Annotated in this window: 13 protein-coding genes; all 13 read left to right on the top strand. The window is 44.9% G+C overall.

Annotated features, from left to right (window positions below; translation table 11 throughout):
* The first annotated feature begins 6 nt into the window (after positions 1–6).
* The 13 genes from rnz to K4I03_RS02445 all read left to right on the top strand — a co-directional run bounded on the left by rnz (position 7) and on the right by K4I03_RS02445 (position 12,612).
* A complete protein-coding gene (rnz, locus tag K4I03_RS02505; protein ID WP_227963613.1) occupies positions 7–936 on the top strand; it encodes a ribonuclease Z in 930 nt (309 codons plus the stop codon).
* Positions 933–1,688, top strand: a complete 756-nt coding sequence (locus K4I03_RS02500) for an SDR family NAD(P)-dependent oxidoreductase (protein WP_227963612.1) — start codon at positions 933–935, stop codon at positions 1,686–1,688. Before rnz ends, K4I03_RS02500 begins: the two co-directional genes overlap by 4 nt.
* A gap of 6 nt (positions 1,689–1,694) precedes the next feature.
* Entirely contained in the window at positions 1,695–2,405 is a 711-nt protein-coding gene (locus tag K4I03_RS02495) for a class I SAM-dependent methyltransferase (protein WP_227963611.1), read from the top strand.
* A gap of 58 nt (positions 2,406–2,463) precedes the next feature.
* Positions 2,464–3,546: an acyltransferase family protein gene (locus K4I03_RS02490; RefSeq protein WP_227963610.1), complete on the top strand. Its 1,083-nt coding sequence runs from the start codon at positions 2,464–2,466 to the stop codon at positions 3,544–3,546.
* 51 nt (positions 3,547–3,597) lie between these two features.
* Positions 3,598–4,188, top strand: a complete 591-nt coding sequence (locus tag K4I03_RS02485; RefSeq protein ID WP_227963609.1) for an HD domain-containing protein — start codon at positions 3,598–3,600, stop codon at positions 4,186–4,188.
* 105 nt (positions 4,189–4,293) lie between these two features.
* The gene (gene recJ, locus K4I03_RS02480; protein WP_227963608.1) at positions 4,294–6,516 is read left to right on the top strand and encodes a single-stranded-DNA-specific exonuclease RecJ; all 2,223 of its coding nucleotides are present in this window, start codon (positions 4,294–4,296) and stop codon (positions 6,514–6,516) included.
* A gap of 276 nt (positions 6,517–6,792) precedes the next feature.
* Entirely contained in the window at positions 6,793–7,305 is a 513-nt protein-coding gene (locus K4I03_RS02475) for an adenine phosphoribosyltransferase (RefSeq protein WP_012000418.1), read from the top strand.
* Positions 7,306–7,404: 99 nt separating this feature from the next.
* Complete coding sequence (gene metA / locus K4I03_RS02470; protein ID WP_227963607.1) at positions 7,405–8,346, top strand: homoserine O-acetyltransferase MetA; 942 nt, start codon at positions 7,405–7,407, stop codon at positions 8,344–8,346.
* A gap of 8 nt (positions 8,347–8,354) precedes the next feature.
* Positions 8,355–9,035, top strand: coding sequence for a DnaD domain-containing protein (locus tag K4I03_RS02465; RefSeq protein ID WP_227963606.1), 681 nt, complete (start codon positions 8,355–8,357; stop codon positions 9,033–9,035).
* A gap of 67 nt (positions 9,036–9,102) precedes the next feature.
* Complete coding sequence (yghU, locus tag K4I03_RS02460; RefSeq protein WP_227963605.1) at positions 9,103–9,891, top strand: glutathione-dependent disulfide-bond oxidoreductase; 789 nt, start codon at positions 9,103–9,105, stop codon at positions 9,889–9,891.
* A gap of 141 nt (positions 9,892–10,032) precedes the next feature.
* A complete protein-coding gene (locus K4I03_RS02455; protein ID WP_227963604.1) occupies positions 10,033–10,722 on the top strand; it encodes a tRNA (adenine(22)-N(1))-methyltransferase in 690 nt (229 codons plus the stop codon).
* Positions 10,709–11,506 carry a Nif3-like dinuclear metal center hexameric protein gene (locus K4I03_RS02450; protein WP_227963603.1) on the top strand — a complete coding sequence of 266 codons (798 nt, stop codon included), beginning with the start codon at positions 10,709–10,711 and terminating at the stop codon, positions 11,504–11,506. Before K4I03_RS02455 ends, K4I03_RS02450 begins: the two co-directional genes overlap by 14 nt.
* 11 nt (positions 11,507–11,517) lie before the next feature.
* Complete coding sequence (locus K4I03_RS02445; RefSeq protein WP_227963602.1) at positions 11,518–12,612, top strand: NAD(P)/FAD-dependent oxidoreductase; 1,095 nt, start codon at positions 11,518–11,520, stop codon at positions 12,610–12,612.
* Position 12,613 lies beyond the last annotated feature (1 nt).

Here is a 12,613-nt window from a genome sequence, read left to right as displayed (position 1 = left end):
AAAAACATGCAATTACAATTTTTAGGAACCGGAGCCGGTCAGCCATCCAAGGCTCGCAATGTGTCCAGTCTTGTCCTCAAGCTTTTGGAGGAAATCAATGAGATCTGGATGTTTGACTGCGGTGAAGGTACCCAGCACCAGATCTTGGAGACGACGATTAAACCGCGCAAAATCAGCAAGATTTTCATCACGCATCTGCATGGCGACCATATTTTTGGCCTGCCGGGCTTTCTGTCCAGTCGTTCTTTTCAGGCTAATGAAGAGCAGACTAATCTGGAAATTTATGGTCCCAAAGGTATTAAAAACTTTGTCCTGTCTAGCCTGCGCGTGTCAGGTTCTCGTCTGCCTTATCGGATTGATTTTCATGAGTTTGATGAAAACAGTCTGGGTAAGATTCTGGAAACAGACAAGTTCACAGTTTATGCGGATAAGCTGGATCACACAATTTTCTGTGTGGGGTATCGGGTGATGCAGAAAGATTTGGAAGGAACGCTAGATGCAGATAAGCTACGAGCAGCGGGTGTTCCCTTTGGTCCCCTTTTTGGAAAGGTTAAGAACGGTCAGGATATCGTCCTAGAAGATGGGACCAAAATTATTGCAGCAGACTATATCTCAGCTCCTCGTCCGGGCAAAACCATTGCTATTTTGGGTGATACTCGGAAGACTGCTGCAAGCGTTCGCTTAGCAGTGGCAGCAGATGTGCTGGTACATGAAGCGACCTATGGCAAGGGAGACGAAAAACTGGCCCGCAATCACGGTCATTCTACCAATATGCAAGCTGCAGAAGTAGCCAAGGAAGCTGGTGCTAAGCGCCTTCTCCTCAACCATATCAGTGCTCGCTTTCTAGCCAAGGACATCAGCCAAATGCGCCGCGATGCCAGTGCTGTCTTTGAAAAGGTCCATGTGGTCAAGGATCTGGAAGAGGTGGAGATATGAGAACCATCATCATCACAGGGGCTAGCGGTGGGCTGGCTCAGGAAATGGTTAAGCTCTTGCCCCATGACCGACTGATTTTGGTCGGACGGAGCAAGGCTAAGCTGGAAAAACTATATGGAGAAAGGGAAAATCTTGACTTAGTGGAGCTGGATATCACAGATAGCTCAGCTTTGGAAAGATTTGCTGAGCGGATTGACAGTCAGTACGGCCACGTCGATGTACTAGTCAATAACGCTGGCTATGGGATTTTTGAAGAATTTGATAAAATTAGCTCAAACGATATCGAGGCCATGTTTGAAGTCAATACCTTTGCCCTGATGAACCTGTCCCGTATCTTTGGAGCGCGCATGAAGCAGGCAGGTCAAGGACATATCGTTAATATCGTTAGTATGGCCGGCCTCATTGCAAGTAGCAAGTCTAGTCTTTATTCAGCGACCAAGTTTGCAGCGATTGGTTTTTCCAATGCCCTGCGTTTGGAACTCCTGCCTTTTGGGGTTTATGTCACGACGGTGAACCCAGGTCCTATCAAAACAGCCTTTTTCGATCAGGCAGATCCTGACGGTTCCTATGTAAAAGCAGTCGACAAGTATATCCTTGATCCTGACTTTGTAGCGAGCAAAATTGTCAGCTCCTTTGGCAAAAAGAAGCGGGAAATTAATCTACCAGGGATTCTCAATCTAGCCCACAAGCTTTATACCCTTTTTCCAAGAATTGCCGACAAGATGGCAGCCAATATGTTTAACTATAAGTGAGGTTTTATGACAGCTAATCTACAAGCCTACAAGGCTCATCTGCAGGCGCCTTGGGGCAAGCTTCAGTATGATATTGTTTTTGCCTTTCTAGAGTCGCTGAAGGGCCAGAAAATTCTTGATTTCGGTAGCGGTTTTGGGATTGTGGCTGATTTTCTAGCGGAAAAGAACCAAGTGACCGCCATCGAGCCGAGTTCAGAAATGATTTCCGAGCGCAAGCAGAACTTTTCCTATGAGCAATTGCATGGCAGTTTGAACCTTCTGCAAACATTTCCAGACCAGTCTTTTGATGTCATCATCTGTCATAATGTCTTAGAGTATGTATCAGACCCTGCTCTCTATTTAGCAGAATTTTCCCGCCTCTTAAAAAAAGACGGCAAAATTTCTCTGGTTAAGCATCACGAGGTTGGGCGTATTATGCATACAGTGGTTTTTGAGAATGACACAGAGAAGGCTCAGCAGATTTTGGCAGGTGAGGAATATCAAACCCACAGCATGGGAGCTGCAAAGATCTATCAGATTAAAGAAGTGATTTCAGGTCTTCCGTTAGAAGTTGAGAATTATCAGGGAGTACGAATTTTTTACGGGCTGCAGACTAATGACTATAAAAATGTCCCTGATTGGGCTGAAAAGATGCTTGAAATGGAGCTGGCAGTCTGCAACCAATCACCTTATCGAGACATCGCTGCCTTTCAGCATGTTTGTCTAGCCAAGTCTTAGGTTAAAGAGAAGAAGTGCTCATTTACATCTTAAACAACCCCCGTAAGGAGAAAGCTTGATGCAAAGGAGAGAAGTCATAGAGTCAGAGCAGCCAGTCAATTATGCCCTGCTCAGCCTTTTTAAATATATCGCTTCCGTTTTGGTAATTCTGGTTCACTGTCAGAGGCTTTTTGAACATGAAGCCCTGCATTTTGTTCAAAAGAGTATGTTTGGTCGCATGGCAGTGCCATTCTTTTTAATTTCTTCAGCCTATTTTTTCCGAGTACGCTGGAAGCGAGAGCACGGTTCTACGAAACTGACTCTGTATATCAAAGGTATTTTAAAGGCCTATGGCTTTTGGAGTTTGGTCTATCTTCCCTATGCTTTGACTTACTTCCAATCTCTGCACTGGCCTCTCTACCTAGCTCCGCTGGCTATTCTAGCAGCGCTCTTCTACATCGGAATGAGCTACCAGCTCTGGTATATTCCTGCCTTTCTCTTAGGTTTGCTGCTTGTACATTTTTTATATAGGAAGTTGGGTCCCAAGAAAACATTTGTTCTTTTACTAGTTCTCTACGCTTTAGGTGCTATTGAGACTTATCATGCCTATCTGGCGCCTAGTCTGCTGACAGACTGGTATGATACCTATGCCAAGCTCTTTTTCACTAGCAGGAATGGCCTCTTCTATACGCCCATTTTTATCTATTTAGGCTACTTTCTAGCTGATTACGAGCAGATAGCCTTATTTCAGAAAAAACGCTGGCTGTCTCTTCTGTTGGCAAGTCTTTTCCTGGCAGGCGAAGGAATACTGGTTTACATCAGGCAGGGACTGGATAAAAACTTTTTCTTTGCTCTCATTCCCTTTACGCTCTTCTTATTCAATTGGCTGTTAAAAACTCAGTGGAAGCGTGAAAAAAACTGGCGACATTTAAAAGATTTAAGTATCCTTTATTTCTTCCTCCATCCTATTTTTATTGAGTTATCTTTTTTTCTGCTCAAATCCCAGCAGCTGACCAAGTGGGAAAATGGCCGTTGGGCCTTCCTTCTGACGATTATCCTGATCCACCTGACGTCAGAGTTGGTGATTCGATGGCGAGGGAAAAAACAGAAAAGAAGTGAAAGTTTAGTTTTTGAAGAAAATCAAATAGAGCGTTATGATTAACTATCAATTTTGAATAGAATTAGCTATAAAAACATTTCAAAGGAGTTCCACATGCTTGAACGTCTACAACAGCAGCTGGCTTTTACCAATGAGCTGGAAAAACTGAAAGCCACTCATCGCAACAATCGAACCTTGGATGCCTATCGTTTCGAAAATTCTGCTGAGCATAGTTGGCAGGGTGCGCTCATGGCGCTAGTTTTTCGAGAATATATTCCCGAAGAAGTTAATCTGGAAAAGGTCATGTCTATGTTACTGATTCATGATCTGGGAGAAATATATGCTGGCGATACTTTTATTTTTGACGATGTAGGCAAGAGTGATTCTTACGATAGAGAGCTGGACTCCTTGAAAATCAGTTTGGACAAGCTGCCATCAGATCAGCAAGATTCCTTTTTAGAGCTTTGGCAGGAATTTGAAACCGGCATTAGCATAGAGGCTAAATATGCCCGAGTGCTGGATGCTCTGGTTCCCCTGCTCAATCACTTAGAAGTCGCTCAGCCTCATGATAACCCTCATGGTTTGACCAAGTCGCAGGTTATTGCTAAGAAATTCTTTATCCAACAAACCTCTGAAACTCTTTGGGAATTAGCCCAGGAAGTAATTGATCAAAGCGTTGCTAAGGGGCTTTACCTAGATGAGTGAGACTGAGAGTTTTGCTCGTAGATAGAAAGTTTGAGACTGGTTGAACCAGTCTTTTCGTGTTATAATATTCAGACAAGATTGAACGGAGAAAGTGTTTCACTTATCATGATTAGCTCAAAATATGACTGGCAGTTTGCCACTAATTTTACAGACGAAAATTTTTTAAAAAAGGCTAAAAAAGCTGGATTAGAACCTGCCGCTGCCAGTCTTCTTTACCAAAGAGGTGTGCAGACTGAAGAGGCTTTACAGGAATTTTTGGAGCCTAGTTTAGACCAGCTTCACGACCCTTATGACCTGCATGATATGGATCGGGCAGTGGAGCGCATTCGCGCAGCAATTGAGAATTATGAGCAGATTTTGATCTATGGTGATTATGATGCTGATGGTATGACCTCGGCATCGATTGTCAAGGAAGCCTTGGAGCAGCTGGGGGCTGAGTGTCAGGTCTATCTGCCCAATCGCTTTACGGATGGCTATGGTCCTAATAGCAGTGTTTACAAGTATTTTATTGAAAATCAAGGCATCTCGCTCATTATTACAGTGGATAATGGAGTAGCGGGACTTGAAGCTATCGAGCTGGCCCAGTCTTTGGGCGTGGATGTCATCGTGACGGATCACCACTCTATGCCTGAGCAGCTGCCAAACGCCTATGCGATTGTCCATCCAGAGCATAGCGGAGCGGATTACCCTTTCAAGCATCTGGCTGGCTGTGGGGTGGCTTTTAAGCTAGCAACAGCCTTGTTGGAAGAAGTCCAAGTCGAACTTTTGGACTTAGTGGCCATTGGGACCATCGCTGATATGGTCAGTCTGACGGGGGAAAATCGGATTCTGGTTAAATATGGCCTTTCTGTTCTCAAAAATACCCAGAGAGTAGGACTTCAGGAACTCTTCAAAATTGCAGGCATTCAGCCAGATGAGCTAGACGAAGAAACGGTTGGTTTCCAGCTTGCTCCCCGACTCAATGCCTTGGGACGGCTTGATGATCCAAATCCGGCGGTTGAGCTTTTAACAGGCTTTGACGACGACGAAGCTCATGACATTGCTCTCATGATCAACCAGAAAAATGATGAGCGCAAGGAAATCGTCCAGCAGATTTATGAAGAAGCACAAACCATGCTGGATCCTAAGAGACCAGTGCAGGTGCTGGCTAAGGAAGGTTGGAATCCTGGAGTGCTAGGGATTGTCGCTGGGCGCTTGCTGGAAGAGCTGCACCAGCCAGTCATAGTGCTCAATATTGAGGATGGCATCGCTAAGGGCAGCGCCCGCAGTATTGAAGCGGTCAATATTTTTGATGCCTTGGACAGTCATCGTGACCTTTTTGTAGCCTTTGGCGGCCATGCTGGAGCAGCTGGTATGACTCTTGAAGCAGACAAGCTAGAAGAGTTGTCTGATATTTTGACAGCTTACATCTCAGACAATGATTTGGATTTGACTGGCAAAACAGCCCTGTATTTAGATGAGGAGTTGTACTTGCCAGAACTAACCCTGGATACACTCAAAAGCTTTGAAAAACTGGCGCCTTTTGGTATGGACAATAAGAAGCCGCTTTTTTACCTCAAGGACTTTAAAGTGGACAATGCTCGGACTATGGGAGCTGGCAATAGCCATCTCAAGCTAAAAATTTCTCAGGGAGATGCTACTTTTGAAGTAGTAGCTTTTGGGCAAGGAAGCCTGGCGACAGAGTTTGCCCAAACCAAGAATCTGGAGCTGGCTGTCAGCCTCTCTGTCAATAAATGGAATGGACAGACCAGTCTCCAGCTCATGCTGGTAGATGCTCGTGTGGACGGTGTTCAGCTTTTCAATATCCGCAGCAAAAATGCGACGCTGCCTGACAAGGTTCCAGTCTTGCGTTTCACAGAAGAGCTGCCAGATTTGACAAATAGCAGAGCGGTTGTGGTTTATGACCTGCCTGATGATTTGCAGGTTTTGAAGAAGATTCTTCAGTCTCAGGATTTTGAAGCGATTTACTTTAAAAATGAGATTGCCAAGCCTTATTATCTGACTGGTTATGGCAACCGTGAGCAGTTTGCCAAACTCTACAAGACAATCTATCAGTTCCCCGAGTTTGATGTTCGCTATAAGCTAAAGGATCTGGCAGCTTATCTGAAAATTGATCCGATTCTCTTGGTTAAAATGATTCAGATTTTTGAAGAGCTGGGCTTTGTCAGCATCACTGAAGGCGTCATGAAGGTCAATAAGGAAGCAGAAAAGAAAGAAATTGAAAGCAGTCGTATTTACCAAGATCTCAAGCGCCTAGTCAAAGAACAAGAACTCATGGCTCTGGGCACCGTGCAGGAGATTTATGATTATTTGATGGAAGCAGACTGAAAATTGTGCAGGTAATCACGTTAAAAAGTGAATGACTTGGACCTATGGCTCAGGCTTTTAGGGAAAAGGAAATTTCGTTCTTGGATCTAGTGGAAGAAGTGATTGTAAAGATTAACCAACTCTATCTCAGCCTCAATATGGTGGTCTATAAATGAACGAAACATACTCTTTTAAATTAAATAACCTATCTCCTTAAAAAGTAAGTTTTTCTGTTACCATTTGGATGAAAAAGTGATATAATAGAGAGTAAAAAATTTTTATTATAGAAAGAACATTATGAATTTAAAAGACTATATTGCAACAATTGAGAATTATCCAAAAGAAGGTGTAACCTTCCGCGATATTAGCCCTTTGATGGCAGATGGAAATGCATACAGTTATGCTGTTCGTGAGATTGTCCAATATGCTACGGATAAGAAGATTGATATGGTAGTTGGACCTGAAGCTCGTGGCTTCATAGTGGGCTGTCCAGTTGCTTTTGAGTTAGGAATTGGCTTTGCTCCAGTTCGTAAGCCTGGAAAACTTCCTCGTGAAGTCATCTCAGCTGATTATGAAAAAGAGTATGGCGTAGATACTTTGACCATGCATGCGGATGCTATCAAGCCAGGCCAGCGTGTGTTGATTGTTGATGATTTATTGGCAACAGGTGGAACTGTTAAAGCAACTATTGAAATGATTGAGCGCCTTGGTGGTATCGTTGCAGGATGTGCCTTCCTTATCGAATTGGATGAATTAAAAGGTCGTGAAGTTATTGGTGAATATGACTATAAAGTATTGATGCATTATTAATACATAGTTTCAGGCTATACCTAGGTAAAGATAAAATATAATTGAAAACTATATCTCCTTTCAGTATAATAAATATATTAGAGAATAGGAGATATTTTCATGCCAATTAAGATCGATAAAAAACTACCAGCTGTTGAAATTTTAAGTTCTGAGAATATCTTTGTAATGGATGACGATAGGGCGGACCATCAGGATATCCGCCCTCTGAATATTTTGGTACTCAATCTCATGCCCCAGAAAATGGTGACGGAGACTCAGATACTGCGCCACTTGGCTAATACGCCATTGCAGTTGACTATTGACTTCCTCTACATGAGCTCGCACCAATCCAAAACTACACGTGCAGAGCATATGGAGACTTTCTATAAGACTTTTGATGAGGTTAAAAATCGCTATTTTGATGGCTTGATTATCACTGGTGCACCGGTAGAGCATCTGCCTTTTGAAGCGGTGGACTACTGGGAAGAGTTCCAGCAGGTGATTGAATGGTCCAAGACCCATGTCTTTTCGACTCTGCATATCTGTTGGGGGGCTCAAGCTGGACTTTATGCTCGCTACGGTGTGGACAAGCAGCAGATGACGCGCAAATTATCGGGTGTCTATAGCCAGTCTGCTGACAGTAGCAATCTGCTTTTCCGTGGCTTTGACGATGAGTTTTATGCGCCGCATTCCCGTCATACCGAAGTTCTTAAGGAAGATATTGTCAATCTGACTAATCTGGAAATTCTCTCGTATGGTGAAGATACTGGCCTCTCTGTGTTGGCTAGCCGGGACTTGCGAGAGGTGTATAGTTTCGGTCACATGGAGTACGACCGTGATACTTTATCCAATGAGTATTTCCGCGATTTGAAGGCAGGGAAGAATCCACATATTCCAGAGAATTATTTCAAAAACGATGATGTCCATGCGACACCGGCCTTACGCTGGAGTTCGGCTGCTGCACTCTTTTTCAGCAATTGGGTTAATTATGCTGTCTATCAGGAGACACCTTTTGACTGGGAAAGTCCTGAAAATGATGTATCGTTTTTTGCTTATCTATAAGAGGTGACATGACTTATTTATCAGCTTTTAAATCGGGCAATCTTGTAATCCCGAGTGCCCTTCTTTTACATTTTAAGGACATCTTTGATTCCAGCGATGATTTTTTGGTCTGGCAGTTTTTCTATCTGCAAAATACGACTTCTCTGGAAGAGCTGGCGCCTAGTCAAATTGCGGAGCATATTGGCAAGACCCTGTCAGAAGTCAATCGCTCTATGTCCCATCTGACGGAGAAAGGTCTCTTACAGTATAAGACCATTGAGCTGAATGGAGAGACAGAGGTTATATTTGATGCTTCACCGGCTTTGGAAAAGCTGGATGAACTGCTGGCAGCTAAAAGCGGTCATCAGACTGTGGCAAAGGCACCTCAGAATGTTTTGAAAGACTTGGTGGAGACCTTCCAGCAGGAACTGGGTCGTCTCTTGACACCCTTTGAAATTGAGGACTTGACCAAGACTGTTCAAGACGACAAAACCAATCCTGACTTGGTCAAGGCTGCCCTTCGTGAGGCTGTGTTTAATGGCAAGGCCAACTGGAAGTATATTCAGGCTATCTTGCGCAATTGGCGTAAGGAAGGCATCATCACGCTTGCTCAGGTAGAAGCCAAACGGGAAGAACGTGAAGCAGCTAACCCTCAAAATGTGACAGTTTCAGATGATTTCCTCAATGCCATGAATTTGTGGAAGGACTGACTTTATTAGATTTATAGTGGCCTGTTAGATATGACAGGCCCTTGGTTTTATAAAAAAGGAGAAAAGTATGACCTATCAATTGCCAAAAGTCTGGTCTGCTGCGGATAGCGACCAAGGAAAATTTTCAGGTATCAATCAGCCTACTGCAGGCGCGCGTTTTGAGCAGAGGCTTCCTGTCGGTAAAGAGCCTTTTCAGCTATATTCACTTGGGACTCCAAATGGGGTTAAGGTGACGATTATGCTGGAGGAACTACTGGCAGCGGGTATCACTGAGGCAGCCTATGACCTCTATAAGATCAGCATCATGGACGGCGACCAGTTTGGCTCAGATTTTGTGAAAATCAATCCCAACTCTAAGATTCCGGCCTTGTTGGATCAGTCAGGTCATAAGCCGATTCCTGTCTTTGAGTCTGCGAATATCCTGCTCTATCTAGCAGAGAAGTTTGGAAAGCTAATTCCGTCAGATTTGGTCGGTCGGACTGAGGTGCTCAACTGGCTCTTCTGGCAGACAGGAGCTGCGCCCTTTTTGGGAGGCGGATTCGGTCATTTCTTTAACTATGCTCCAGAAAAGCTAGAATATCCCATCAACCGCTTTACGATGGAAGCCAAGCGACAGCTGGATTTATTGGACAAAGAATTAGCCAAGAAAGCTTATATCGCTGGAGATGACTACAGTATTGCTGATATTGCTATCTGGTCTTGGTATGGGCAGTTAGTGCAGGATAAGCTCTATCCAAGCGCAGCTGAGTTCTTGGATGCCACCTCCTACAAACATCTATCTGCTTGGGCGGAGAAGATTGCAGCTCGTCCGGCGGTTCAGCGCGGTTTAGCTGCCGAGTATCAGGAAATTAAATAAATAAGTGTCGGGTGGGAACATCCCATCACCAAGTGGCGAGACAAAATCAGTTTATCAATAGGCTGATTTTTCTTTCGCTGCTTTTTTTATACCCTTAAAAATGATATACTGAGTAGAAGAATGTTTAGAAAAGAGTAAGTAATGCAAAAAAAGACTATTTCCCAACGCTTGGAGCGAGTAGCTGCTTTTGTGCCGGATGGGGCAAAGTTGCTGGATGTTGGGAGCGATCACGCCTATCTGCCTATTTATTTGATTCAGCAAGGACGGATTGAGAAGGCTCTGGCCGGAGAAGTGGTAGAGGGGCCTTTTCAGTCTGCTCAGAAGAATGTGGCAGAGCATGGGCTGACGGAGCAGATTGAGGTTCGTTTGGCCAATGGTCTGGCGGCTTTTGAAGCGGAAGATCAGATTGATACCATCGTTATAGCTGGCATGGGTGGTCGCTTGATTTCAGAGATTTTGGAAAATGGCAGAGCTAAGCTTGGGTCTATTTCCCGCTTGATTTTGCAGCCCAATAACCGAGAGGATGAGCTTCGCAGCTGGCTTGTATCTAACGGCTTTCGCTTGCTGGCTGAGGATGTCTTAGAAGAGGCTGGTAAGTTTTACGAAATCCTAGTGGCAGAAGCTGGCCAGCAAACTTTGACAGAGCAAGAAAAACGCTTTGGTCCTTTTCTGATGAAGCAACAGTCACCTGTTTTTCAGCTAAGATGGCAGAAAGAACTGAAGAAACTTGAAGGAGCTCTAGCCCATATCCCAGAAAAGAATCAGCTGGAACGCTCTGCTATGTCCCAAAAAATCGAAAATATCAAGGAGGTGCTCCATGTTAGCAAGTGAAATCATCGCCCGTTATGAGGCCTACTGCCCGCAAGAACTGTCCATGGAGGGCGACATTTCAGGTCTGCAAATCGGGACTTTGGATAAGGAAGTGGACAAGGTTCTAGTGGCGCTGGATATTCGTGAGCAGACGTTGGCGGAGGCTATTGAGGCAGGTGCAGGACTGATTATCGTTAAGCATGCGCCTATCTTTCGCCCGCTCAAGGACCTAGTGGCGGATAAGACGCAAAATCAGATGATTTTAAGCCTCATCAAGCATGATATTGCTGTCTATGTCAGCCATACCAATATTGATGTCGTGGAAGACGGGCTAAATGACTGGTTCTGTCAGCTTTTAGAGATTGAGGAGACAAGTTTTCTCAGTCAGACGGGGCCAGATCACGGTATTGGTCGCGTGGGGAAGATTGCTCCTCAGACCTTTGGGGACTTTGCGGCTAAGGTCAAGGCAAGTTTTGGACTAGATAGTTTGCGTATGGTCACTTATGAAGAAGCAGACCTCGAACGCGTCATTGAGCGTGTGGCTATCTGTGGTGGCAGCGGTCAGTCCTTTTATCCGGAGGCCATTGCCAAGGGAGCGCAGGTCTACATTACAGGTGATATTTACTATCATACTGCTCAGGAAATGCTGACAGAAGGTCTTTTGGCGCTGGATCCTGGACATCATATTGAGGTTCTTTTTACGGAAAAATTGAAAGAAAAATTTGATCTTTGGAAGGCAGAAGAGGGATGGGAGATTGAGATTCTGGCTAGTCAGTCTTCTACCAATCCTTTCCGACATATTTGAGAGGGAGCGACATGAAAAAAGTAGCAGTGATTGGAGCTGGGATTGTCGGATCAACAGCCGCTTACTATCTGTCCAAATCCCCAGATGTGGAAGTGACTGTCTTTGATGACGGCAAGGGGCAGGCAACCAAGGCAGCTGCTGGCATTATCAGTCCTTGGTTTTCCAAGCGTCGCAACAAGGCTTGGTACAGGATGGCGCGTTTGGGCGCTGATTTTTATCAGGACTTGATTGCGGAACTGAAAGATGCTGGAATCCAGACAGACTTTTACCAACATACAGGTGTTTATCTGCTTAAAAAGGACGAGAGCAAGCTGCAGGAGCTTTATGATTTGGCTGCTAATCGTCGGGAAGAGTCGCCCTTAATAGGGGAGTTAAGTCTTCTCAGCCGTCAGGAAGCGCAGGAGAAATTTCCAGACTTGCAAGGTTTTGAGCGGCTTCTCTATGCTTCCGGCGGTGCCCGTGTGGAGGGGGCACTCTTGACGGAGACACTTCTGAAAGCCAGCAAAGCAGAGCTAGTTGAAAAAAAGGTAAGCTTGACAGTAGAAGGAGAGCAACTTCTGGTGGACGGACACGACTTTGACTGTGTTATCTTAGCTGTGGGGGCATGGCTGGGAGAAATCTTGCAGCCACTGGACTATAAGACAGATGTTCGGCCGCAAAAAGGACAGCTACGTGATTTTAAGCTGGCTGAAAAGACAGATGACTACCCTGTTGTGATGCCTGAGGGCGAGTTGGATATCATTCCTTTTCTAGCAGGTAAGGTCAGTGTCGGTGCCAGTCATGAAAATGATCAGGGTTTTGATTTGAAGGTAGATAAGAAAGTGCTGGATCAGTTGCAGCGAGAAGCGGAAACTTACTTGCCAAGGTTGTCTAATGCAGAGATTCTAGGTGAGCGCGTGGGAACACGGGCTTATACCAGCGACTTTGCACCTTTCTTTGGAGCTGTTCCAGACTTACCGCATGTCTACGCTGCCAGCGGATTAGGCTCTTCTGGTCTGACAACTGGCCCGCTTATCGGACGCCAATTGGCCCAGATGGCTCTAGGAGAAGCGGGGCTGCTGAATCCAGCTGACTATCCTATCGAACGGTATGTGAAGAAGGTTTGAT

Source organism: Streptococcus sanguinis (genome assembly GCF_020729725.1).
Lineage (GTDB): Bacteria > Bacillota > Bacilli > Lactobacillales > Streptococcaceae > Streptococcus > Streptococcus sanguinis_V.
The sequence above is the reverse complement of the archived record's forward strand: the minus strand, read 5'-3'. Positions and strand labels throughout refer to the sequence as shown.